General features: G+C 51.0%; 24 protein-coding genes. 23 read left to right on the plus strand and 1 reads right to left on the minus strand.

Going from position 1 to position 24980, the window contains the following annotated elements:
- Window positions 1-2 precede the first annotated feature (2 nt).
- The 23 genes from ravA (at window position 3) to phoU (ending at window position 24154) form a co-directional block, all read left to right on the plus strand.
- Entirely contained in the window at window positions 3-1511 is a 1509-nt protein-coding gene (gene ravA, locus RAHAQ2_RS21815) for an ATPase RavA (RefSeq protein ID WP_015699269.1), read from the plus strand.
- Between the two features lie 2 nt (window positions 1512-1513).
- Window positions 1514-2983 (plus strand): ATPase RavA stimulator ViaA, encoded by a 1470-nt coding sequence (gene viaA / locus RAHAQ2_RS21820; protein WP_015699270.1) that lies wholly within the window; start codon window positions 1514-1516, stop codon window positions 2981-2983.
- A 20-nt stretch (window positions 2984-3003) separates the two neighbouring features.
- The gene (gene asnC, locus RAHAQ2_RS21825; protein WP_013577674.1) at window positions 3004-3465 is read left to right on the plus strand and encodes a transcriptional regulator AsnC; all 462 of its coding nucleotides are present in this window, start codon (window positions 3004-3006) and stop codon (window positions 3463-3465) included.
- An 88-nt stretch (window positions 3466-3553) separates the two neighbouring features.
- The gene (mioC, locus tag RAHAQ2_RS21830; protein WP_015699271.1) at window positions 3554-3997 is read left to right on the plus strand and encodes an FMN-binding protein MioC; all 444 of its coding nucleotides are present in this window, start codon (window positions 3554-3556) and stop codon (window positions 3995-3997) included.
- Between the two features lie 379 nt (window positions 3998-4376).
- Window positions 4377-6266 (plus strand): tRNA uridine-5-carboxymethylaminomethyl(34) synthesis enzyme MnmG, encoded by a 1890-nt coding sequence (gene mnmG, locus RAHAQ2_RS21835; protein ID WP_015699272.1) that lies wholly within the window; start codon window positions 4377-4379, stop codon window positions 6264-6266.
- A gap of 131 nt (window positions 6267-6397) precedes the next feature.
- Window positions 6398-7018 (plus strand): 16S rRNA (guanine(527)-N(7))-methyltransferase RsmG, encoded by a 621-nt coding sequence (gene rsmG / locus RAHAQ2_RS21840; protein ID WP_015699273.1) that lies wholly within the window; start codon window positions 6398-6400, stop codon window positions 7016-7018.
- A 649-nt stretch (window positions 7019-7667) separates the two neighbouring features.
- Window positions 7668-8066, plus strand: a complete 399-nt coding sequence (atpI, locus tag RAHAQ2_RS21845) for a F0F1 ATP synthase subunit I (protein WP_015699274.1) — start codon at window positions 7668-7670, stop codon at window positions 8064-8066.
- 22 nt (window positions 8067-8088) lie between these two features.
- A complete protein-coding gene (gene atpB / locus RAHAQ2_RS21850) occupies window positions 8089-8871 on the plus strand; it encodes a F0F1 ATP synthase subunit A (RefSeq protein WP_015699275.1) in 783 nt (260 codons plus the stop codon).
- A gap of 49 nt (window positions 8872-8920) precedes the next feature.
- On the plus strand, window positions 8921-9160 hold the full coding sequence (gene atpE, locus RAHAQ2_RS21855; protein ID WP_004093904.1) for a F0F1 ATP synthase subunit C: 240 nt from the start codon (window positions 8921-8923) through the stop codon (window positions 9158-9160).
- Window positions 9161-9225: 65 nt separating this feature from the next.
- Window positions 9226-9696: a F0F1 ATP synthase subunit B gene (atpF, locus tag RAHAQ2_RS21860; RefSeq protein WP_015699276.1), complete on the plus strand. Its 471-nt coding sequence runs from the start codon at window positions 9226-9228 to the stop codon at window positions 9694-9696.
- A 14-nt stretch (window positions 9697-9710) separates the two neighbouring features.
- On the plus strand, window positions 9711-10244 hold the full coding sequence (gene atpH, locus RAHAQ2_RS21865) for a F0F1 ATP synthase subunit delta (RefSeq protein ID WP_015699277.1): 534 nt from the start codon (window positions 9711-9713) through the stop codon (window positions 10242-10244).
- A 12-nt stretch (window positions 10245-10256) separates the two neighbouring features.
- Entirely contained in the window at window positions 10257-11798 is a 1542-nt protein-coding gene (atpA, locus tag RAHAQ2_RS21870; protein WP_013577682.1) for a F0F1 ATP synthase subunit alpha, read from the plus strand.
- A gap of 71 nt (window positions 11799-11869) precedes the next feature.
- Window positions 11870-12733, plus strand: a complete 864-nt coding sequence (atpG, locus tag RAHAQ2_RS21875) for a F0F1 ATP synthase subunit gamma (RefSeq protein WP_013577683.1) — start codon at window positions 11870-11872, stop codon at window positions 12731-12733.
- Between the two features lie 32 nt (window positions 12734-12765).
- A complete protein-coding gene (atpD, locus tag RAHAQ2_RS21880) occupies window positions 12766-14148 on the plus strand; it encodes a F0F1 ATP synthase subunit beta (protein ID WP_015699278.1) in 1383 nt (460 codons plus the stop codon).
- A 27-nt stretch (window positions 14149-14175) separates the two neighbouring features.
- Window positions 14176-14598 (plus strand): F0F1 ATP synthase subunit epsilon, encoded by a 423-nt coding sequence (locus tag RAHAQ2_RS21885; RefSeq protein ID WP_015699279.1) that lies wholly within the window; start codon window positions 14176-14178, stop codon window positions 14596-14598.
- A gap of 269 nt (window positions 14599-14867) precedes the next feature.
- Window positions 14868-16238, plus strand: coding sequence for a bifunctional UDP-N-acetylglucosamine diphosphorylase/glucosamine-1-phosphate N-acetyltransferase GlmU (gene glmU / locus RAHAQ2_RS21890; protein ID WP_015699281.1), 1371 nt, complete (start codon window positions 14868-14870; stop codon window positions 16236-16238).
- A gap of 132 nt (window positions 16239-16370) precedes the next feature.
- The gene (glmS, locus tag RAHAQ2_RS21895) at window positions 16371-18200 is read left to right on the plus strand and encodes a glutamine--fructose-6-phosphate transaminase (isomerizing) (RefSeq protein WP_015699282.1); all 1830 of its coding nucleotides are present in this window, start codon (window positions 16371-16373) and stop codon (window positions 18198-18200) included.
- A gap of 177 nt (window positions 18201-18377) precedes the next feature.
- Entirely contained in the window at window positions 18378-19250 is an 873-nt protein-coding gene (gene rluF / locus RAHAQ2_RS21900) for a 23S rRNA pseudouridine(2604) synthase RluF (protein WP_015699283.1), read from the plus strand.
- Between the two features lie 216 nt (window positions 19251-19466).
- Window positions 19467-20507, plus strand: coding sequence for a phosphate ABC transporter substrate-binding protein PstS (pstS, locus tag RAHAQ2_RS21905; protein ID WP_015699284.1), 1041 nt, complete (start codon window positions 19467-19469; stop codon window positions 20505-20507).
- A gap of 192 nt (window positions 20508-20699) precedes the next feature.
- Window positions 20700-21656 carry a phosphate ABC transporter permease PstC gene (gene pstC / locus RAHAQ2_RS21910; protein WP_015699285.1) on the plus strand — a complete coding sequence of 319 codons (957 nt, stop codon included), beginning with the start codon at window positions 20700-20702 and terminating at the stop codon, window positions 21654-21656.
- 1 nt (window position 21657) lies between these two features.
- The gene (pstA, locus tag RAHAQ2_RS21915; protein ID WP_015699286.1) at window positions 21658-22545 is read left to right on the plus strand and encodes a phosphate ABC transporter permease PstA; all 888 of its coding nucleotides are present in this window, start codon (window positions 21658-21660) and stop codon (window positions 22543-22545) included.
- 99 nt (window positions 22546-22644) lie between these two features.
- Window positions 22645-23412: a phosphate ABC transporter ATP-binding protein PstB gene (gene pstB, locus RAHAQ2_RS21920; RefSeq protein WP_013577692.1), complete on the plus strand. Its 768-nt coding sequence runs from the start codon at window positions 22645-22647 to the stop codon at window positions 23410-23412.
- A 10-nt stretch (window positions 23413-23422) separates the two neighbouring features.
- Window positions 23423-24154: a phosphate signaling complex protein PhoU gene (phoU, locus tag RAHAQ2_RS21925; protein WP_015699288.1), complete on the plus strand. Its 732-nt coding sequence runs from the start codon at window positions 23423-23425 to the stop codon at window positions 24152-24154.
- 84 nt (window positions 24155-24238) lie between these two features.
- On the opposite strand, the gene RAHAQ2_RS21930 is transcribed toward phoU, so the two are convergent.
- The gene (locus RAHAQ2_RS21930; RefSeq protein WP_015699289.1) at window positions 24239-24931 is read right to left on the minus strand and encodes a TetR/AcrR family transcriptional regulator; all 693 of its coding nucleotides are present in this window, start codon (window positions 24929-24931) and stop codon (window positions 24239-24241) included.
- Window positions 24932-24980: the final 49 nt, after the last annotated feature.

Consider the following 24980-nt stretch of genomic DNA (forward strand, 5'->3'; position numbering starts at 1 on the left):
GTATGGCGCAATCCCCCCTTCTGGCAGAACGGATCGCCCGTCTTGCTAACGCATTAGAACATGGCCTGTACGAGCGGCAGGATGCCATAAGACTTTGCCTGCTGGCAGCCCTGTGCGGCGAAAGCGTTTTTCTGCTCGGCCCGCCGGGCATTGCAAAAAGCCTGATTGCCCGACGCCTGAAATTTGCGTTCCGCCATGCCCGCGCTTTTGAATATCTTATGACGCGCTTTTCCACGCCGGAAGAAGTCTTTGGTCCGCTGTCGATTCAGGCCCTGAAAGATGAAGGCCGCTATCTGCGTCTGACCGAAGGTTACTTGCCGGAAGCTGAAATTGTCTTCCTTGATGAAATCTGGAAGGCAGGCCCGGCCATCCTCAATACGTTGCTGACCGCCATCAACGAACGCCGATTCCGTAATGGAGAACGCGAAGAGCCCATTCCTATGCGTCTGCTGGTCAGTGCTTCCAACGAATTACCTGAAGCCGACGGTGGCCTGGAAGCACTCTACGACCGCATGCTGATCCGTCTGTGGCTGGATAAAGTGCAGGATAAGCAAAATTTCCGCTCACTGCTGACCAGCCGGAACAATGAAAGCGCCAATCCGGTGGCAGAGTCCCTGAGTATCAGCGATGAAGAATACCAACAATGGCAGCCGGAGATCGACAAAGTCAATCTTTCAGACAGTTGCTTTGAACTGATCTTCCAGTTGCGTCAGCGCCTTGATGCCCTGGATACCGCACCTTATGTTTCTGACCGTCGCTGGAAAAAGGCTCTGCGCCTGTTGCAGGCCTGCGCATTTTTCAGTGGCAGAAAAGCGATCACACAGGTGGATCTGATCCTGCTGAAAGACTGTTTATGGCATGATCTCAATACGTATAACCTGTTGCAAACCCAGATTGAGCAACTGATCACCGAACAGGCTTATCAGCAGCAGACTCTGTTGATGAAAATCCAGCAGCTAAATCAGCAATGGATGCAACATCAGCAGCAACAGAGCTCGCGTCAGTCAGTCAAACTGGGCAAGAAAGCCGGCATTTTCAGCCGTAAGCCACAATACAGCCTGCCTGAATCACTCAATACCCCCAACCTGACTTTATTATTGCAAACGCCTTTGCATCTGCATGAAATAAAAGTCACACACCTGCTCTTCGAACGCAGCATCCTGGAAGAGTGGCTAAATAAAGGAGGCGTACTGAAAGCCAAACTCAACGGGATTGGTTTTGTACAAACCGTGGATTTGGAAATCGATGATAAACAGCAAATTCTGGTGCTGGATGTCAGCCGTCAGAGCACACCGCTGACGCTGCCGGGCCACGAACATATTGCCGTTCCCGACGAAATGAAAAATACGCTGAGTGACCTGACCGCAAAACTGGCGCAGCAGAGGCATGAATTCAGCCAGCAGCAAAACTGTCTGTTTGTTCCGGCAGAATGGATGGCAAAAATAGAAGCCAGTCTGCTGCAGGTTGCTGAACAGTTGCGTCATCAGCAACAGACATTCAGCGGTCACTGATCATGTTCAGTCTGGAGTCCCTGGACCTTCTGCTGGCCATCAGTGAAGCCGAATTGATTGAAGAACTGATCGTTGGCTTGCTGGCAGCGCCTGCACTGACGGTTTTCTTCGAGAAATTTCCACGTCTCAGGCGTGCACTGACCAAAGATCTCCCCGAATGGAAATTGCGCCTGCGCCAGAGGATCCACGAAACACCTGTTCCTCATGAGCTGGCGAAAGAGTTCTATCTTTTTCAGCATTGCCAGCAGCTCGACGCCACGACTTTTCAGTCCGGGCTGGCTTCTCTTATCGATGAACTGGTGCAACTCAGCTCCCCTTTTGCCACTGAAGCCCGCACCCTGCAGGAAAATAATGAAACCTCGCGTACAGCGAAAACCGGCAACAGCTTTCATACCTTATTTCTCCAGCGCTGGCGCCTGAACCTGACCTTCCAGACGGTGAACGTTCATCATCAGTTACTCGAACAGGAACAGGAGCAGTTGCAGGAAGAATTACTGCAACGCCTGCAACTCAGCAGCGAGTTGTCTCCTTTATTAGCCGAGAACGACACAGCCGCCGGGCGTTTATGGGATATGAGTAAAGGGAAGCGTCTGCGGGGTGATATTCAGTCGCTGGCGCGGTTTGGCGCATTCCTTCAGCAGCAGCCTGAACTGATGCATCTGGCCGAACAACTGGGCCGCAGCCAGACGGTTAAAACCAGTCCGCATGAAGATGCAAAAATGGAAACGCACCGGCTGATGGTGCGCGAACCCGCGACAGTGCCGGAAGAAGTGAACGGCATTCATCAGAGCGATGATATTTTGCGCCTGATGCCAACGGAGCTGGTGACGCTGGGACTGCCTGAGCTTGAATACGAATTTTACCGCCGCTTGCTGGAAAAGCGTCTGATGACATATCGCCTGCAAGGGGACGTCTGGCGCGAGAAAGTGGTCAAACGTCCGGTGGTCTATCAGCAACAGGAACCGCAACCGCGCGGGCCTTTTGTCGTCTGCGTCGATACGTCCGGTTCAATGGGTGGCTTTAACGAACAGTGCGCCAAAGCATTCTGCCTGGCATTACTGAAGATCGCACTGGCGGATAACCGCCGATGTTACATCATGTTGTTCGCCAGTGAAGTGATCCATTATGAGCTGACCTCAAATGGCGGCCTCGATCAGGCGCTGCGCTTTCTGGGGCAACATTTTCGCGGCGGTACCGATCTGGCAGCCTGTCTGAATGCCACACTGGATAAACTCGCTTCTCCGCAGTGGGAGGATGCTGATGCTGTGGTGATCTCGGACTTTATCGCCCAACGGCTGCCAGATGAAGTACAAAAGAAAGTCAGGGTGCTGCAACGGGAAAAACATCACCGCTTTCATGCCCTGGCAATGTCACACTATGGCAAGCCCGGCATTCTGCGTATCTTCGATCACATCTGGCGCTTTGACACCGGGGTCAAAAGCCGCGTACAGCGACGCTGGCAGAGAAATTAAGCCTAAAGGGAAAGATAACCATGACTGAAATTTATCAGCTCGATGAGCTGGATCGCGGGATCCTCAACGCCCTGATGGATAACGCCCGTACACCTTATGCCGAACTGGCAAAAGTATTCACCGTCAGCCCGGGGACGATCCACGTCCGCGTCGAGAAAATGAAACAGGCGGGCATCATTACCGGCGCGCATATCACCGTCAATCCTAAACAACTGGGTTATGACGTATGCTGTTTTATTGGCATCATTTTAAAAAGTGCCAAAGACTATCCGTCGGCCCTGAAAAAGCTCGAGAGTATAGAAGAAGTGGTTGAAGCCTATTACACCACCGGGCATTACAGTATTTTTATTAAGATCATGTGCCGCTCAATTGATTCCCTTCAGCACGTACTTATCAACAAGATCCAGACGATTGATGAGATCCAGTCAACCGAGACCTTGATCTCCCTGCAGAACCCCATTACACGCACCATCCAGCCCTGAAGCCAAATTTCTATACCCCTATTATCCACAGGTAGATCCCAGCTCATTCACAGCGTACAATAGTCTCCTTTTCTCGGGTGAGAGCATTATGTCTGACATTACCCTGATTAGTGGCAGTACGCTTGGCAGCGCCGAATATGTCGCGGAACACGTGGCAGAGAAACTGGAAGAAGCCGGTTTTTCCACTCAGTTGTTTCATGGCCCGGAGCTGTATGAAGTCCCGCAGGAAGGGATCTGGCTGGTTGTGTGTTCAACCCACGGTGCAGGTGAACTGCCCGATAATCTGCAACCTTTTATGGAGCAGCTGGAAGATCAGCAACCGGATCTGTCTAAAGTTCGCTTTGGTGCCTTAGGTTTAGGCAGCAGTGAATATGACACTTTCTGTGGCGCGATCAGTTCTCTGGATAAGAAACTGACGTCACTCGGGGCAAAAAGGATCGGTGATCGTCTTGAGATCGACGTGACCCAATACGAAATTCCTGAAGATCCCGCAGAGGTTTGGGTGATCAACTGGATTAATTTGATCAAATAAGTGTAAATTTCAGGCGATCAGATGTGGATAACTAGGCTTAAAAGCAGGGTAAAACCGGTAGTTATCCCTCTAACAACACCTGTACGCTTTTCATGCTGTGCATAACTCTCCATTCTGATCCCAGCTTATACTGGCCAGGATCACCGATCATTCACAGCATTCGATCCTTCTTAGCATACTGATCTTCATAAACAAAAAAGACTTATGCACAGAGGATCGCGATCCTAATAGAAGTATTAATAAGAGATCTTTAAATAAAAAAGATCTTCTTTTAATTAGTGAAGATCCCCGGGGACTTGTGGAAGCTCAAAACTTGAGTAGAATCCCTCCTCCCAACGCCATACAAAGAAAGTTCGCTTGAACGCCGAGGTGCAGTCGCATGTTTTATCCGGATCAATTTGACGTCATCATCATAGGTGGTGGTCATGCAGGTACTGAAGCCGCAATGGCTTCTGCACGCATGGGACGTCAGACCTTATTATTAACCCACAATATCGACACGCTGGGACAGATGTCGTGTAACCCTGCTATTGGCGGGATCGGGAAAGGACATCTGGTTAAAGAAGTGGACGCACTGGGCGGTCTGATGGCAACAGCTATCGATCATGCGGGCATTCAGTTTAGGATACTAAACGCAAGCAAAGGTCCTGCTGTCAGGGCGACCCGGGCTCAGGCTGACCGCGTACTGTACCGACAGGCCGTCCGTACCGCCCTGGAAAACCAGCCAAATCTGATGATCTTCCAACAACCTGTGGAAGACCTGATCGTAGAAAACGATCGTGTCGTCGGTGCTGTGACCAAAATGGGGCTGAAATTCCGCGCTAAAGCGGTTGTACTGACCGTAGGCACCTTCCTTGACGGAAAGATCCACATCGGTCTGGAAAACTACAGCGGTGGCCGTGCTGGCGATCCTCCGGCGATCTCTTTGTCTCAGAGACTGCGAGAATTACCTTTACGTGTTAACCGCCTTAAAACCGGTACACCACCGCGTATCGATGCACGCACCATTGATTTCAGCGTGCTGGCACAACAACACGGTGATAATCCGGCACCGGTATTCTCATTCATGGGCAATGTGTCGCAACATCCGCGCCAGATCCCGTGTTACATGACCTATACCAACGAAAAAACCCATGACGTGATCCGCAATAATCTGGATCGCAGCCCGATGTATGCCGGGATCATCGAAGGGATCGGCCCGCGTTACTGCCCGTCAATCGAAGATAAAGTCATGCGTTTTGCCGATCGCAATTCTCATCAGATCTTCCTGGAACCTGAAGGCCTGACCAGCAACGAAGTTTATCCGAACGGGATTTCAACCAGCCTGCCATTCGATGTGCAGATGCAGATCGTCCGCTCAATGCAGGGGATGGAAAATGCGGTGATCGTTCGCCCTGGTTATGCCATCGAATACGATTTCTTCGATCCACGTGATTTAAAACCGACGCTGGAAAGCAAATTTATCGCGGGTCTGTTCTTTGCAGGACAAATTAACGGTACAACGGGTTACGAAGAAGCCGCTGCACAGGGCTTACTCGCCGGTCTGAATGCTGCCCGTAGCGCAAGCGAAGAAGAAGGTTGGGCGCCACGTCGCGATCAGGCTTATCTCGGTGTGCTGGTTGATGACCTGTGTACGCTTGGCACCAAAGAACCGTACCGCATGTTTACGTCACGTGCTGAATACCGGCTGATGCTGCGTGAAGATAATGCTGATTTACGTCTGACAGAAAAAGGCCGTGAGTTAGGTCTGGTTGACGATGCCCGTTGGGCACGTTTCAACGAAAAGCTGGAAATGATCGAGCTGGAACGCCAGCGCCTGCGTGGTATCTGGGTGAACCCCCATCACGCCCAGGTTGACGAAATCAACGCGCATCTTTCTGCACCGCTGTCTAAAGAAGCCAGTGCGGAAGAGCTGCTGCGCCGCCCTGAAATGACGTATGAGTTAATCACTCGTCTTTCCCCGTTCGCGCCTTCTGTTCCCGATGTGCAGGCAGCAGAACAGGTAGAAATTCAGATCAAATATGAAGGTTATATCGCCCGTCAGCAGGAAGAGATCGAAAAACAGCAGCGTAACGAAAACACTGTGCTGCCTGTCGATCTTGATTACCGTCAGGTGAATGGCCTTTCAAATGAAGTGATCGCTAAACTTAACGATCACAAGCCGACCTCCATTGGCCAGGCATCACGCATCTCCGGTATTACTCCGGCTGCGATATCAATTTTGCTGATCTGGCTTAAAAAACAAGGTTTGCTGCGACGCAGCGCGTAAACCACTTCTCTGATGACCGCCCTTTGCATCCCGAAGCGGCGGTCGATTCTTACTTTTCCCGTCTTTCTATGTGTTTTATCATTTCTCAACCGGGCTGTTCCCGGCATATCGACTCTGTCTGAGGATTCACTGTGCAAAAGAAACTGGACTCGCTGCTTGCTGCGGCAGGAATAGCGTTACCCGATCAGCAAAAACAGCAACTGATTGGCTATGTTGAACTGCTGCATAAGTGGAACAAAGCCTACAACCTGACGTCTGTCCGTGACCCGATGCAGATGCTGGTACGCCATATTATGGACAGCATCGTGGTGAATGAGCATTTGCAAGGCAGTCGTTTCATCGACGTAGGCACAGGCCCGGGGTTACCGGGAATTCCTCTCGCCATTGTCCGCCCTGATTCCCACTTCACGTTGCTGGACAGCCTGGGTAAGCGCGTACGCTTTCTGCGTCAGGTTCAGCATGAGCTTGGGCTGAAAAATGTTGAGCCGGTACAAAGCCGTGTGGAAGAGTTTGAGGCGCAACCGCCTTTTGATGGCGTGATCAGCCGTGCTTTTGCCTCAATGCAGGACATGCTTTCGTGGTGTCACCATCTGCCTCAGAAAGGGGAGGGGCGTTTTTATGCCTTAAAGGGTATGCGTCCTGATGATGAACTGGCCGCGCTGCCGGAAGGTATTACTCTGGAATCAGTCATTAAGCTGCAGGTACCCGAACTTGACGGGGAACGTCATCTGATAATTCTTAGCGCAAACTAAAGTTGCGATTTATCAAAAAATATTTAAAAAATGCATGTGTTAACTTAGTTAAAATGAGCAGGCTAATTATATAGCAGTGACGAGTACTCAAACACTGCTTTTTTACAGACTGATAGCATTTTTGAGATGTTTTTATTTTAATCCGGCGCGTAATAGTCACTTTTGAAACTGAACGGCTATCAGGTTGATGATATTCAATTTGTAATGAAAATGTTGTTATTTGTTGGGTTGTTGTGTAAATAAATCGAACCTATTTTTAAATAAGTTTGTTATTCGAGCAATGTTCCATTAACAATTTGATTTATATAGCTTTTAAAAGGCCTGATTAGCTAAAGACATTCAAGCTACGCTGGGTATATAAAAGGACTGGCGTTAATTATGTGATCCAGTGCACGCTTCTTTGTCGGGTGATGAAATAACCGAACCAAAGTAAAAAGGGCAAATTCAGCTATAGTTTGGTTGTCAAAATAGTGATGAAGAGGAAAATTTAAATAATTGTTCACCTTTTCGCTACTTATCCATTGAATTCGTTCCTGTGCCCCGTATAATTTGCTCGGTTTTTGCTGCTTGACTCAAAACAGTAAAGGCAGTGATATACGGCATTCAGTATACCTCCAGCTAGGTACTTGATACGGAGAGAACAAACGTCATGTCTGTATCCGGTATTTTACACAGTACACATAGTGTGAAGGTTGCCAGAAAGCTGTTGATACTGCAGTTATTGACCTTTGTTCTGCTCAGTGCAGTATTTGGCTTCAAAAGCCTGGAATGGACCACATCGGCTCTTATGGGTGGGTTGGCCGCCTGGGTGCCAAATGTACTGTTCATGCTGTTTGCATGGCGCCATCAGGCGCAAACAACGGTCTCTGGACGGGTTGCCTGGTCCTTTGCAATCGGAGAAGCGCTGAAGGTGCTGGCTACGGTGATCTTAATGGTTATCGCACTTGGCCTGTTTAAGGCGGCTTTTGCTCCGTTGGGGTTGGCCTATTTATCGGTGTTGATGACTCAGATTTTGGCACCGGCCGTCATTAACAGTTACCGTACTTAACTACTAAAGGGTAAGAGGCATCATGTCTGCATCAGGAGAAATCTCTACTCCACAAGAGTATATCAGTCACCATCTGACCCAGCTTCAGATCGGGACGGGATTCTGGTCGATTAACATCGATTCGATGTTTTTCTCCGTGTTCCTCGGAGTACTCTTTCTGGTTATTTTCCATCGCGTAGCCAAAAACGCCACCAGCGGTGTCCCGGGTAAACTGCAAACTGCAGTTGAGCTGGTCGTTGGTTTCGTCGACAGCAACGTGCGTGATATGTATCACGGCAAAAGCAAAGTGATTGCACCTCTCGCGCTGACCGTCTTCGTCTGGGTGTTTATGATGAACCTGATGGATTTGCTGCCAATCGATTTGTTGCCGACTATCGGTGAAAAATTGCTTGGTCTGCCTGAGTTGCGTGTGGTTCCTACGGCTGACGTGAACATCACGTTGTCCATGGCACTTGGCGTATTCATTCTGATTCTTTTCTATAGCATTAAGATGAAAGGCTTTGGCGGTTTCATTAAAGAACTGACAATGCAGCCATTCAATCATCCGGTTTTCATTCCGATTAACCTGATTCTTGAAGGTGTCAGCCTGCTGTCTAAACCAGTTTCACTGGGTCTGCGACTGTTTGGCAATATGTATGCGGGTGAGTTGATCTTCATCCTTATTGCTGGCCTGTTGCCGTGGTGGTCACAGTGGATCCTGAATGTGCCTTGGGCCATTTTCCACATCCTGATCATTACGCTACAAGCCTTTATCTTCATGGTTCTGACGATCGTCTATCTCTCGATGGCATCTGAAAAACACTGATTTTCTTTCAACACTACTGCGTTTTAACTGAAACAAACTGGAGACTGTCATGGAAAACCTGAGTATGGATCTGCTGTACATGGCTGCCGCTGTGATGATGGGCCTGGCGGCAATCGGTGCTGCAATCGGTATCGGCATCTTGGGTGGTAAATTCTTGGAAGGTGCTGCACGTCAGCCTGACCTGATCCCTCTGTTGCGTACACAGTTCTTTATCGTTATGGGTCTGGTCGATGCAATCCCAATGATTGCGGTTGGTCTGGGTCTGTACGTGATGTTTGCTGTCGCCTAACACTGAGCTCGCTCACTGTTAATCGAACTACATCAAATAATTCACTTTGAAAGAGGCATTGTGCTGTGAATCTTAACGCAACAATCCTCGGCCAGGCTATCGCGTTCGTCCTGTTTGTCTTGTTCTGCATGAAGTACGTATGGCCGCCAATTATGGCTGCCATCGAAAAACGTCAGAAAGAAATTTCTGAAGGTTTATCTTCCGCAGAACGTGCAAAAAAAGAGCTGGACTTAGCGCAAGCCGATGCGACCGACCAACTGAAGAAAGCCAAAGCTGAAGCTCAGGTAATCATCGATCAGGCGAATAAGCGTAAAGCTCAAATCGTCGACGAAGCAAAAGCTGAAGCCGAGCAGGAACGCAACAAGATCGTGACGCAAGCCAAGGCAGAGATCGACGCCGAACGCCAACGCGCCCGTGAAGAGTTGCGTAAGCAAGTCGGAATTTTGGCCATTGCTGGCGCCGAGAAGATCATCGAACGTTCCGTGGATGAAGCTGCTAACAGCGACATCGTTGATAAACTGGTCGCTGAACTGTAAGGAGGGAGGGGCTGATGTCTGAATTTGTAACTGTAGCTCGCCCCTACGCCAAAGCAGCTTTTGACTTTGCCGTTGAGCACCAAAGCTTAGACCGCTGGCAGTCCATGTTAGCGTTCACGGCTGAAGTCACGCGCAATGAACAAATTGAAGAACTGCTTTCCGGTGCTAGCGCGCCTGAAACTTTGTCTAAAACGTTTATTGCCGTATGTGGTGACGAACTCGACGACGCAGGCCAAAACCTGATTAAGGTAATGGCTGAAAATGGACGTTTACGCGTTCTTCCGCAAGTACTGGAGCAGTTTATTGAACTGCGCGCCTCTCTCGAGGCTGTTGCTGAAGTTGAAGTGACTTCGGCAAATCCGCTTACGGAAGAACAGCAGGCAAAAATTGCTGCTGCGATGGAAAAACGTCTGTCTCGCAAAGTTAAGCTGAATTGCAAAATTGACAAGTCTGTTCTTGCCGGTGTCGTAATCCGTGCAGGTGATATGGTGATTGATGGCAGCGTTCGCAGTCGTCTTGAACGCCTGGCAGACGTCTTGCAGTCTTAAGGGGACTGGAGCATGCAACTGAATTCCACCGAAATCAGCGAACTGATCAAGCAGCGCATTGCTCAGTTCAATGTGGTGAGCGAAGCTCACAATGAAGGTACTATCGTTTCCGTCAGTGACGGGATCATCCGCGTGCACGGCTTAGCCGATGTCATGCAAGGCGAAATGATTGCGTTGCCGGGTAACCGCTACGCTATCGCCCTGAACCTGGAGCGCGACTCTGTAGGTGCCGTTGTCATGGGCCCTTACGCTGACCTCGCCGAAGGTATGAAAGTAAAATGTACTGGCCGTATCCTGGAAGTTCCCGTTGGCCGTGGCCTGCTGGGCCGCGTTGTTAACACCCTGGGTGCGCCAATTGACGGTAAAGGTCCGGTAGAGCACGACGGCTTCTCAGCTGTTGAAGCAATCGCACCTGGTGTTATCGAACGTCAGTCGGTAGATGAACCTGTGCAGACAGGTTATAAGTCTGTTGATGCCATGATCCCAATCGGTCGTGGTCAACGTGAACTGGTTATCGGCGACCGTCAAACCGGTAAAACAGCTCTGGCGATCGATGCGATCATCAACCAGCGCGATTCCGGCATCAAATGTATCTATGTGGCTATCGGCCAGAAAGCGTCCACCATTTCTAATGTGGTTCGTAAACTGGAAGAGCACGGCGCACTGGCAAACACCATCGTTGTTGTTGCAACTGCATCAGAATCTGCTGCACTGCAATATCTGGCACCGTACTCCGGTTGCGCAATGGGTGAATACTTCCGTGACCGCGGTGAAGACGCACTGATCGTTTATGATGACCTGTCTAAACAGGCTGTTGCTTACCGTCAGATTTCCCTGCTGCTTCGTCGTCCACCAGGTCGTGAAGCTTACCCAGGCGACGTTTTCTATCTCCACTCCCGTCTGCTGGAACGTGCTGCGCGTGTTAACGCTGAGTATGTTGAAGCATTCACTAAGGGTGAAGTGAAAGGCAAAACCGGTTCCCTGACTGCGCTTCCAATTATCGAAACGCAAGCGGGCGACGTTTCCGCGTTCGTTCCGACCAACGTAATCTCGATTACTGATGGTCAGATCTTCCTGGAATCCAACCTGTTCAACGCCGGTATTCGTCCTGCGGTTAACCCGGGTATTTCGGTATCCCGTGTTGGTGGTGCTGCTCAGACTAAGATCATGAAGAAACTGTCCGGTGGTATTCGTACTGCTCTGGCACAGTATCGTGAGCTGGCTGCGTTCTCGCAGTTTGCTTCTGATCTGGATGAGGCAACCCGTAAACAGCTGAACCACGGTCAGAAAGTGACTGAGCTGCTGAAACAGAAACAATACGCTCCGATGTCAATCGTTGCGCAGTCTCTGATCATCTTCGCGGCAGAACGTGGTTATCTGGAAGACGTTGAGTTGTCCAAAGTCGGTAGCTTCGAAGCGGCACTGTTGGCTTACGCCGACCGTGAGCACGGCGAGCTTCTGCAGCAAATCAACCAAACTGGTGCGTATAACGATGAGATCGAGGGTAAATTCAAAAATATCCTCGATACCTTCAAAGCAACCCAGTCCTGGTAACACCTTGCGGCCTTGCTGCCCTGCCTCTGGCAGATAAGCAGCAGGCCGTTTGGTAATGAGGAGAAGCAGAGATGGCCGGCGGAAAAGAGATACGTAGTAAGATCAGCAGCGTGCAAAACACGCAAAAGATCACTAAAGCGATGGAAATGGTCGCCGCCTCCAAAATGCGTAAAACGCAGGATCGCATGGCGGCCAGCCGTCCTTATGCAGAAACCATTCGTGAAGTGATTGGTCACCTTGCGCTTGGGAATCTGGAATACAAGCACCCGTACCTGGATGAGCGTGAAATTAAGCGCGTCGGGTATCTGGTGGTGTCTACCGACCGTGGTCTTTGTGGTGGTCTGAACATTAACCTGTTCAAAAAACTGCTGTCAGAGATGAAAGGCTGGTCCGAAAAAGGTGTTGAAGTTGATCTCGCCCTGATCGGTTCCAAAGCAGCCTCTTTCTTCGGCTCCGTTGGGGGCAACGTTGTTGCTCAGGTGACTGGCATGGGGGATAACCCTTCTCTGTCAGAACTGATCGGGCCGGTGAAAGTGATGTTGCAGGCTTTCGACGAAGGTCGTTTAGACAAGTTATGCGTTGTTAGCAATAAATTCGTCAATACCATGTCTCAGGAACCACGCATCGTTCAGTTGTTGCCTTTGCCACCCGCGGAAGACGGCGAACTGGCGAAAAAATCCTGGGATTACCTGTATGAGCCGGACCCTAAAGCACTGCTGGATACTCTCCTGCGTCGCTATGTGGAATCCCAGGTTTATCAGGGCGTCGTAGAAAACCTGGCCAGCGAACAGGCCGCGCGAATGGTAGCGATGAAAGCCGCAACCGATAACGGCGGCAGCCTGATCAAAGAGCTGCAGTTGGTATACAACAAAGCTCGTCAGGCCAGCATCACTCAGGAACTCACCGAGATCGTCGGGGGAGCCTCCGCGGTTTAAGCTAGGTTTACGAATTACGTAGAGGATTCAAGATGGCTACTGGAAAGATTATCCAGGTAATCGGCGCCGTGGTGGACGTCGAGTTCCCTCAGGATGCAGTACCGAACGTGTACAATGCTCTTGAGGTAGAAAACGGTACCTCCAAACTGGTGCTGGAAGTTCAGCAACAGTTAGGCGGCGGCGTTGTTCGTTGTATCGCAATGGGTACCTCAGACGGCCTGCGTCGCGGTCTGAAAGTGAACAACCTGGAACACCCAATTGAAGTACCGGTAGGTAAAGCGACTCTGGGTCGTATCATGAACGTATTGGGTGAACCAATCGACATGAAAGGTGAAATCGGCGAAGAAGAACGTCGTGCTATTCACCGTGCTGCGCCTTCTTATGAAGAGCTGGCAAACTCCCAGGAATTGCTGGAAACCGGTATCAAAGTTATGGACCTGATGTGTCCGTTCGCTAAGGGCGGTAAAGTTGGTCTGTTCGGTGGTGCGGGTGTAGGTAAAACTGTGAACATGATGGAGCTGATCCGTAACATTGCGATCGAGCACTCCGGTTATTCTGTGTTTGCAGGCGTGGGTGAACGTACTCGTGAGGGTAACGACTTCTACCACGAAATGACTGATTCCAACGTTATCGACAAAGTTTCCCTGGTGTATGGCCAGATGAATGAGCCACCAGGTAACCGTCTGCGCGTTGCACTGACCGGCCTGACCATGGCGGAAAAATTCCGTGATGAAGGTCGTGACGTACTGCTGTTCGTTGACAACATTTACCGTTACACCCTGGCCGGTACCGAAGTGTCCGCACTTCTGGGCCGTATGCCATCGGCGGTAGGTTATCAGCCAACGCTGGCGGAAGAGATGGGCGCTCTGCAAGAACGTATCACCTCGACCAAAAGTGGTTCTATCACCTCCGTACAGGCCGTTTACGTTCCTGCGGATGACTTGACTGACCCATCTCCAGCGACCACCTTCGCTCACTTAGATGCGACCGTGGTTCTGAGCCGTCAGATCGCGTCACTGGGTATTTACCCGGCGGTTGACCCACTGGATTCCACCAGCCGTCAGCTGGATCCGCTGGTTGTTGGTCAGGAACACTACGATGTGGCTCGTGGCGTGCAGTCTATTCTGCAACGTTACCAGGAACTGAAAGATATCATCGCAATCCTGGGTATGGACGAGTTGTCAGAAGATGACAAACTGGTCGTATCCCGTGCGCGTAAAATTCAGCGCTTCCTGTCCCAGCCATTCTTCGTGGCCGAAGTCTTCACCGGTTCTCCGGGCAAGTTCGTATCGCTGAAAGATACCATTCGTGGTTTCAAAGGCATTATGGACGGCGACTACGATCACCTGCCGGAACAAGCGTTCTACATGGTTGGCACCATTGATGAAGCAGTGGAAAAAGCCAAGAAACTGTAACGCTAGCTTGTTGTGAGAGAGGATGACATGGCTGAAAAAGCTTACCATCTGGATGTTGTCAGTGCGGAAAAACGTATGTTTTCCGGCATGGTACAAAAAATCCAGGTGACGGGTAGCGAAGGCGAACTGGGTATTTTCCCGGGGCATGCTCCGCTGCTCACCGCCATCAAGCCTGGCATGGTGCGCATTGTTAAAGAACACGGTGAGGAAGAGTATATCTATCTTTCCGGCGGCATCCTTGAGGTGCAACCGAATGCAACGACCGTGTTGGCTGATACTGCAATCCGTGGGCAAGACCTCGACGAAGCGCGCGCGCTTGAAGCTAAGCGCAAAGCGGAAGAACACATTAGTGGTTCTCACGGCGACGTTGATTACGCTCAGGCGTCAGCGGAACTGGCTAAGGCGATCGCGAAACTTCGCGTTATCGAACTGACCAGAAAAGCGATGTAACGAAATCAGTTTAAAAGCGACCTCCGGGTCGCTTTTTTTTTGCTTTTAAAAAAGCGCATTTTCAGGGATTTTCCCAAGGTAAATTTTCGATTTTAGTGGAATACTTGGATGATTAGTGGACGCTTTACCCTCAGTTTTTTTGGTGTAGTCTATGTCGCGTTCAACCCTTGCTGGCTAAGGCTGTCGGCGGTTTTTGACGCGAAATATGTAGTAATCCGTGCACTGAACGGGTTACTTTTGTCACTCAAATTGGATTTGTCAGGTTACCTATGTCGAACAGCACACTGAGTGTGGTGATCCTTGCCGCGGGCAAGGGAACACGCATGTATTCCAACCTTCCTAAAGTTCTTCATTCCTTGGCAGGCAAGCCAATGGTTCAACACGTTATTGATGCGGCCACGCAGGTCGGGGCCAGCAACGTGCATCTGGTCTATGGACACGGTGGCGATTTACTGAAGAAAAATCTGGCGGGCAGTGATCTGAACTGGGTATTGCAGGCAGAGCAACTGGGGACCGGTCATGCGATGCAGCAGGCGGCGCCTTACTTTGCCGATGACGAAGATGTCCTGATGCTGTACGGCGATGTTCCGCTGATTTCCGTCGATACGCTGAATAATTTACTGCAAGCCAGGCCGGAAGGTGGCATTGGTTTACTGACGGTCGTGCTGGATGATCCCACCGGTTATGGCCGTATTGTTCGTGAGAACGGCATTGTCACCGGCATCATTGAGCAAAAAGATGCCAGTGAAGAGCAACTGAAAATCCGTGAAATTAACACCGGCATTCTGGTTGCCAATGGTGCGTCATTAAAACGCTGGCTTGGCCAGTTGAACAATAATAATGCGCAGGGTGAATACTATATCACTGACATTATTGCGATGGCGCACGCCGAAGGGCATGTCATCGCCACGGTTCATCCGGCGCGTAACAGTGAAGTGGATGGTGTGAATAACCGTTTGCAACTGTCCCGGCTTGAGCGCGTATACCAGAGTGAACAGGCAGAGCGTCTGTTGCTCGAAGGCGTCATGCTGATGGATCCGGCGCGGTTTGATCTGCGCGGTAAACTCTCTCACGGCATCGACGTACTGATCGACACCAATGTCATTATCGAAGGCCATGTAACACTGGGTGACCGCGTCAAAATCGGCGCGGGCTGCGTGCTGAAAAACTGCGTGATTGGTGATGACTGCGAAATCAGCCCTTACAGCGTGTTCGAAGATGCGGTGCTGGAAAGCGGCTGTACGGTCGGGCCTTTCGCCCGTCTGCGCCCCGGCGCTGAACTGGCTGAAGGCGCACATGTCGGCAATTTCGTCGAAATCAAAAAAGCGCGTCTCGGCAAAGGGTCTAAAGCTGGCCATCTCTCCTACCTTGGTGATGCTGATATAGGGGATAACGTTAATATCGGCGCGGGTACCATCACCTGTAACTACGACGGTGTAAACAAGCATAAGACCATCATCGGTAACGATGTCTTTGTGGGTTCAGATTCTCAACTGGTAGCGCCCGTCACTGTGGGGAACAACGTGACGATCGCCGCCGGTACAACGGTCACGCGCGACGTGCCGGACAACGGTTTACTGTTAAGCCGGGTGCCACAGTTACATAAACCCGACTGGCAGAAACCGGTGAAGAAAAAATAAGCTGTTCATAATAATCCCCAACTCTCTACAAGGCTCGGGGAACCGCAAGTACACCGGAAAACGGGGCTTACGGATAAATCAGGTCAGGCATCAAAAAAGGTCCCGAAAAGACCTTCAATAGGAATAAAACTGATGTGTGGAATTGTAGGCGCAGTAGCGCAACGCGATATTGCTGAAATTTTGTTGGAAGGTTTACGCCGTCTCGAATACCGCGGTTATGACTCAGCCGGTCTGGCTGTCATTGATGCTGAGGGAAAAATGGGGCGCTTGCGTCGTCTGGGTAAAGTCCAGATGCTGGCTGATGCACTGGATGAACATCCTTTGCATGGCGGCACCGGTATTGCTCATACGCGATGGGCGACCCATGGCGAACCTTCTGAAGTGAATGCTCACCCGCATGTGTCTGATTACATTGCCGTGGTGCATAACGGCATTATCGAAAACCACGAACCTCTGCGTGAATTGCTGATTGAACGCGGCTACCGTTTTGATTCTGAAACAGATACCGAAGTGATCGCGCATCTGGTGCATTGGGAACAACTTCAGGGCGGTACGCTGCTGGAAGTGGTACAGCGTGTCATCCCGCAACTGCGTGGCGCTTATGGTGCTGTGGTGATGGACAGACGTGATCCATCCGTCCTGGTCGCCGCCCGTTCCGGCAGCCCGCTGGTGATTGGCCGCGGCGTTGGGGAAAACTTCATTGCTTCCGATCAGCTGGCGCTGTTGCCTGTAACCCGTCGCTTTTTGTTCCTTGAAGAAGGCGATGTGGCTGAAATCAAACGCCGTTCGGTCAGCGTTTATGACAAAAACGGTCATGCCGTCGAGCGTGAAGAAATCGAATCTAAAGTGCAGTATGACGCCGGTGATAAAGGTGTTTACCGTCACTACATGCAAAAAGAAATCTACGAACAGCCGCTGGCAATCAAAAACACCCTGGAAGGACGTTTCAGTCATGGTGAAGTGAATCTGAGCGAACTGGGCGAAAAAGCGGACGAAATCTTATCGCGTGTTCAGCACGTGCAGATTATCGCCTGCGGCACGTCATACAATTCCGGCATGGTGGCGCGTTACTGGTTTGAGTCGCTGGCGGGCATGCCGTGCGATGTCGAGATCGCCTCAGAATTCCGCTATCGCAAATCCGCTGTTCGTCCGGGCAGCCTGATCATCACGCTTTCTCAGTCTGGTGAAACGGCAGATACGCTGGCAGCGTTGCGTTTGTCAAAAGAGCTGGGTTATCTCGGTTCGCTGGCGGTGTGTAACGTAGCCGGTTCTTCCCTGGTGCGTGAATCCGATATGGCGCTGATGACCAAAGCGGGCACCGAAATCGGTGTAGCCTCAACCAAAGCGTTCACCACACAACTGACCGTTCTGCTGATGCTGGTGGCGCGTATGGGCCGCCTGAAAGGGATGCGTCCGCAAGTTGAGCACGACATTGTTCACGCGCTTCAGGCGTTGCCTGCGCGTATCGAGCAAATGCTGTCGCTGGATAAAACCATCGAAACGCTGGCGGAAGGTTTCTCTGATAAACATCACGCCCTGTTCCTTGGCCGTGGCGATCAATACCCGATCGCAATGGAAGGTGCGCTGAAGCTGAAAGAGATTTCTTATATTCACGCGGAAGCCTATGCGGCGGGCGAGCTGAAACATGGCCCGCTGGCATTGATTGATGCGGATATGCCGGTGATCGTGGTAGCGCCAAACAACGAACTGCTGGAAAAACTGAAATCGAATATCGAAGAGGTGCGCGCCCGTGGCGGCCTGCTGTATGTCTTTGCCGATCAGGACGCGGGTTTTATCGACAGCGAAGGCATGAAGATTATTCAACTGCCACACGTTGAAGAAATTGTCGCTCCGATTTTCTACACCGTTCCGCTCCAGTTGCTGTCCTACTACGTTGCCCTGATTAAAGGCACCGACGTCGACCAGCCACGTAATCTGGCGAAATCTGTGACTGTCGAATAAGACTGTCCGGTTTTAGCTATGCGATATAGAAGCGCCTCCCGGGGCGCTTTTCTATTTCCAGAATGTTGTTGCCTGATCCCCTCTTTGCCAGTAGCCGGTCACGATTCTCTTCTCTCAGGCTTCGTAACCCGCCCCGGATAAGGTATAGTTCGCGTTTTTCTGAAGGTACCCCGCTGAATGCTGACCAACTCCTCCATTCGTCTCAACAAATACATTAGCGAGAGCGGTATCTGCTCGCGCCGTGATGCCGATCGTTACATCGAACAGGGAAATGTTTTTATCAACGGCAGGCGTGCTGCGGTGGGGGCTCAGGTGTTTGCCGGCGATGTGGTGAAAGTGAATGGTCAGCTTATCGAGCCGCGTGATGAAGAAGATCTGGTGCTCATTGCGCTGAACAAGCCTGTAGGCATTATCACGACGATGGAGGAAGGTGAGCGCGACAACATCCGTGATTTCGTTAATCACAGTAAACGCGTCTTCCCGATTGGCCGTCTGGATAAAGATTCGCAGGGTCTGATTTTACTGACCAATCATGGCGATCTGGTCAACAAAATCCTGCGTGCCGGTAACGACCACGAAAAAGAATATATTGTGACTGTCAATAAACCGATTACTGACGAGTTTATTGCCGGTATGGGCGCGGGTGTACCGATGCTCGGCACCGTGACCAAAAAATGCAAAGTGAAGAAAGAAGCACCGATGGTGTTTCGCATTACGCTGGTGCAGGGGCTTAACCGCCAGATCCGCCGCATGACTAAGCATTTTGGTTTCGAAGTCACTAAGCTTGAACGTGTGCGTATTATGAACATCAATCTGAAAGGATTACCGCTGGGTGAATGGCGTGATCTGACCGATGATGAACTGATCGAATTATTTAAGCTGATTGAAAACTCGTCGTCTGAAGACAAGCCGGCGAAAAAAGTGCAATCAAAACCTGTTCAGGCTAAAAAACCGGCTGTCACTAAAACGAAAAACAGCGAAAAACCTGACGCTAATTCCGCATCCCGTAAGCGTTTTGCCCAGCCTGGCCGTAAGAAGAAGGGGCGTTAATTTCCCCGCTTTTCATTACCCGCCGGTGTAATAACCGGCATTTTTTGCTTAAAACCCCCGCATTTTGCCCGTATAGCTTGAATTGTGACCGGTGTCATAAAACTGTCATATTACGTACATTTTACTGTCACTAAACTGTCCTATTTTCCTCCTGTGCCAAACACTTTAATTAACGTCGACATCAGTCGGGAAGTTTAAAACCACCAGGAGTGGAACATGAAATTGATGCGTAACACCGTCGCCGGTCTTGTAGCAGCGACTTTCTCCCTCACAGCAATGTCTGCTTTCGCTGCCACTAGCCTGACTGGCGCTGGCGGTACCTTCCCAGCACCTGTCTACGCTAAGTGGGCTGATGCCTACCAGAAAGCAACCGGTACTCAGGTTAACTATCAGGGCATCGGTTCTTCCGGCGGCGTAAAACAGATCATCGCCAAAACTGTTGACTTCGGCGCATCTGATGCACCGATGAAAGAAGAAGATCTGAATAAAAACGGTCTGTTCCAGTTTCCTACCGTGATCGGCGGCGTGGTTCTGGCGGTGAATATCCCGGGCATCAAATCAGGTCAGCTGACTCTGGATGGCGCAACGCTGGGTGACATTTATCTCGGTAAAATCAAAAAGTGGAACGACGCGGCGATCACTAAGCTGAACCCGGGCGTGAAACTGCCAGACACCAACATCGCGGTGGTTCGCCGTGCTGACGGTTCCGGTACTTCCTTCGTATTCACCAGCTATCTGGCGAAAGTGAACAGCGAGTGGAAAGACAAAATCGGTGCGGGTTCTACTGTGAACTGGCCAACGGGTCTCGGCGGCAAAGGCAATGACGGCGTGGCCGCATTCGTACAGCGTCTGCCAGGTTCAATCGGTTACGTAGAATATGCTTATGCTAAGCAAAACAATCTGGCTTACACCAAGCTGGTAGATGCAGACGGCAAAGCCATCAGCCCGACGGAAGAATCTTTCAGTGCAGCCGCTAAAGGCGCTGACTGGAGCAAAACTTTTGCTCAGGATCTGACCAATCAGAAAGGTGATAATGCGTGGCCAATCAGCTCCACCACCTTCATCCTGATTTATAAAGACCAGCAAGATGCAGCGAAGGGCACTGAAGTGCTGAAGTTCTTCGACTGGGCTTACAAAAACGGCAACAAACTGACGACTGATTTGGATTACGCCGCGCTGCCAGCTTCTGTTGTAGAACAGATCCGTGCAGCCTGGAAAACCAATATCAAAGACAGCAGCGGCAAAGCACTGTACTAGGAATACCCGTCATACCTGAAGCTGCACCGGCGTTAGCTGCGCTCGTTCACCCGAATCACTGACTTAAGTCAGTGATTCGGGATTCACTTGCTTGCTGCCTTGGTGCAACTCCAGTTATTTTGGGTATAGTAACTCTGCTTCATTCCCTCTCCGGCCGGGGAGGGAATTAAATCTGAATTAAAAGAGAGTGGTATGGCTGAATACAAGCCGGCTATCAAGGCACCTGGCAAAAACGGTGACATCCTCTTCGGCGCGCTGGTTAAACTGGCAGCGCTGATAGTGCTATTTATGCTGGGCGGCATTATCGTCTCGCTGTTTATTGCTTCCCTGCCGAGCATTGAAAAGTTCGGATTGTCCTTCCTGTGGACGAAAACCTGGGATGCCCCGAATCAGCAATTTGGTGCACTGGTACCGATTTACGGGACGGTGGTCACTTCCATTATTGCCTTGCTGATTGCTGTTCCCGTCAGCTTTGGTATCGCACTATTCCTCACCGAGCTGGCACCGAACTGGATGAAACGCCCGCTGGGGATTGCTATTGAACTGCTGGCGGCGATCCCCAGTATTGTTTATGGCATGTGGGGTCTGTTCGTTTTCGCCCCGCTGTTCGCGCAGTATTTCCAGACGCCATTGGGCGACGTGCTTTCCGGCATCCCGATTGTTGGCGCGCTGTTCGCCGGGCCGGGGTTCGGTATCGGTATTCTGGCAGCAGGCGTCATTCTCGCCATTATGATCATCCCGTACATCGCTTCCGTCATGCGTGATGTATTCGAGCAAACGCCGGTGATGATGAAAGAATCTGCTTACGGCATTGGCTGTACTACGTGGGAAGTGATCTGGCGCATCGTGCTGCCGTTCACCAAAAACGGGGTGATTGGCGGCGTGATGCTAGGTCTGGGACGCGCACTTGGCGAAACCATGGCGGTGACCTTCATTATCGGTAACACCTACCAGCTCGACAGCGCATCGCTGTACGCGCCGGGCAACAGTATTACCTCCGCACTGGCGAACGAATTTGCCGAAGCGGAAGCCGGTCTCCACACTTCTGCGTTGATGGAACTGGGGCTGATCCTGTTCGTCATCACCTTTATTGTTCTGGCGCTGTCGAAAGTGATGATCCTGCGTCTGGCTAAGAAAGAGGGCCGTTAAGATGACGACACTCGAAATGCAAAGTAACCCAGCATTACTGGAATCGCGTCGAAAACGTCAGGCGTGGCGCCGTCAGAAAAACCGTCTGGCACTGATGGTCTCCATGCTGACCATGGCGTTTGGCCTGTTCTGGCTGGTGTGGATCCTGTTCACCACTATCGTTAAAGGTGTTGACGGGATGTCGCTGGCGCTGTTCACAGAAAACACCCCACCACCGAATACGGCGGGCGGCGGTCTGGCGAATGCCATTGCGGGCAGCGGATTACTGATTTTATGGGCCACGGTGATTGGTACGCCACTGGGCGTGATGGCAGGGATTTATCTCGCTGAATATGGACGTAAATCCTGGCTGGCTGAATTCATTCGTTTCATTAACGACATTCTGCTCTCCGCGCCATCCATCGTTGTGGGCTTGTTTGTGTACACCATCATGGTGGCAAAAATGGGTCATTTTTCCGGCTGGGCGGGTGTGCTGGCGCTGGCGCTGTTACAGATCCCCATTGTTATCCGTACCACGGAAAATATGCTCAAACTGGTGCCGGACAGCCTGCGTGAAGCGGCTTACGCGCTGGGTACGCCGAAGTGGAAAATGATTTCGGCCATCACACTGAAAGCTTCGGTTTCCGGCATTATCACCGGGATCCTGCTGGCAATTGCCCGTATTGCCGGTGAAACTGCGCCGCTGCTGTTTACGTCGCTCTCCAACCAGTTCTGGAGCACCGACATGATGCAGCCTATTGCTAACCTGCCTGTCACTATCTTTAAGTTTGCGATGAGCCCGTTCGGTGAATGGCAACAACTGGCCTGGGCAGGCGTGCTGCTGATTACGGTTTGCGTACTGCTGCTTAACATTCTGGCGCGTGTGATTTTCGCCCCGAAAAAGCAATAAGTTAATTCATTATTGATGGCAGACGATAGCGGCTGTTGTCACTGTTTACCCGGCGTCGCCCTGCGGCGCGCGAAAAAGAGAGATGTCTTAATGAGTCGAATGACTGACGCATCCAACAGCAAAATTCAGGTTCGCGATCTGAACTTTTATTACGGCAAATTCCACGCGCTGAAAAATATTTCCCTGGATATTGCTAAGAACGAGGTCACGGCATTCATCGGCCCTTCAGGTTGTGGTAAATCCACGCTGCTGCGTACGTTTAACAAAATGTACCAGCTGTATCCGGAACAGCACGCTGAGGGTGAAATCCTGCTTGATGGTGAAAACATTCTGGTTGATAAGCAGGATATCGCGCTGTTACGCGCTAAAGTTGGCATGGTCTTCCAGAAACCAACGCCATTCCCGATGTCGATTTACGACAATATCGCGTTCGGTGTCCGTCTGTTTGAAAAGCTGTCCCGCACGGATATGGACGAGCGTGTGCAATGGGCGCTGACCAAAGCCGCACTGTGGAATGAATCCAAAGACAAGCTGCACCAGAGTGGTTACAGCTTGTCCGGCGGCCAGCAACAGCGTTTGTGCATCGCACGCGGTATCGCCATCCGCCCTGACGTTCTGCTGCTCGATGAACCTTGCTCCGCACTCGATCCGATTTCTACCGGCCGTATCGAAGAGCTGATCACCGAGCTAAAATCTGATTACACCGTGGTGATCGTGACCCACAACATGCAGCAGGCTGCGCGTTGTTCAGATCGCACTGCATTTATGTATCTGGGCGAACTGATCGAATACAGCGACACTGACTCGCTGTTCACTTCACCAGCGCGCAAACAGACTGAAGATTACATTACTGGCCGCTACGGTTGAGGTACAAAGAATGGACAACCTGAACTTAAACAAACACATTTCCGGCCAGTTCAATGCCGAGCTTGAACACATCCGTACGCAGGTTCTGGCGATGGGTGGTCTGGTTGAGCAACAACTGACTGATGCCATCACGGCGATGCATAATCAGGATGCCGATCTGGCACAACGCGTCATCAAAGGTGATGATAAAGTTAACCTGATGGAAGTGGCGATCGACGAAGCTTGTGTGCGCATCATTGCCAAGCGCCAGCCAACCGCCAGCGATTTACGTCTGGTGATGGCGATTATTAAAACCATTTCTGAACTTGAGCGTATCGGTGATGTGGCCGATAAAATCTGCCGCACGGCGCTGGAAAAATTCTCACATTTGCACCAGCCGTTGCTGGTCAGCCTGGAATCGCTGGGGCGTCATACCGTCGAAATGCTGCATGATGTGCTGGATGCTTTTGCACGTATGGATCTCGACGAAGCGGTGCGTATTTACCGTGAAGACAAAAAAGTGGATCAGGAATATGAAGGCATTGTGCGCCAGCTGATGACCTACATGATGGAAGATCCACGCACGATTCCAAGCGTGCTGACTGCACTGTTCTGCGCCCGTTCTATCGAGCGTATCGGTGATCGTTGCCAGAACATTTGCGAATTCATCTTCTATTTTGTGAAAGGTCAGGATTTCCGTCACGTAGGTGGCGATGCGCTGGATAAATTGCTGACAGACGGTAAAGATGTGCCGAAAGAATAATGGTTTACTGACATCGCCCCACAAAAAAGGCCTCTGACGAGGCCTTTTTGCTTTCTACCCGATACCCGCGTCCGGTCAGCGCAATTATTTCATCACATAGCGCAGCGCGACCTGTACGGCCAACAGCCGGTAATGGGCGGTTTGTAAATCCATCTCATCCGGATTTTCAAACAGCGCGCCGAACGTATATTGGTTGGCGACCTGGTGTACACACAGGCTGCTGATGAGGCGGTGAACGTCGCGCGCCTGCGCATCTTCCTTAAACAGATGGCTTTGTTTACCGCGTTCGAGGATATCTTCCAGCAGCGTTAATGCCGTTTTGTTAATTTCACGGATGCTGGTGGACTGGCGGATAAACCGGCCGCGCAGCATGTTTTCCGTGGACACAATACGGATGAATTCCGGGTGCGAGACGTGGAAATCGAAGCTGGCTTCCACCAGTTTGACGATCGCTTCCGCAGGTGGCAGGGAAGATAAATCCAGTTCCAGCTCATGCTGGCGAATACCGCGATAAACGTGTTCCAGCACCAGCATATACAAGGCTTCTTTGGTCTTATAGTGATAGACCACCATACGTTTTGTGGTACGGGCATTGGAGGCGATGTTTTCCATGCGCGCGCCCATCAGACCGGATTCAGCAAATTCAGCCAGAGCGCTGTCGAAAATGCGCTGTTTGAGTCCTATCGGATCATTTTTACGTCCCGGCGCCGGGGAACTTTGGCTGCTCAGCGTCTTATCCTCTTCATTAACCCCATTCTTGCCACAGAGATTAACCATTGCTTCGCTCAGTTACAATCTGTGCGTTCATACGACTTCGCCGCACTTG

This window comes from Rahnella aquatilis CIP 78.65 = ATCC 33071 (assembly GCF_000241955.1).
In the GTDB taxonomy this organism is placed as follows: Bacteria; Pseudomonadota; Gammaproteobacteria; order Enterobacterales; family Enterobacteriaceae; genus Rahnella; species Rahnella aquatilis.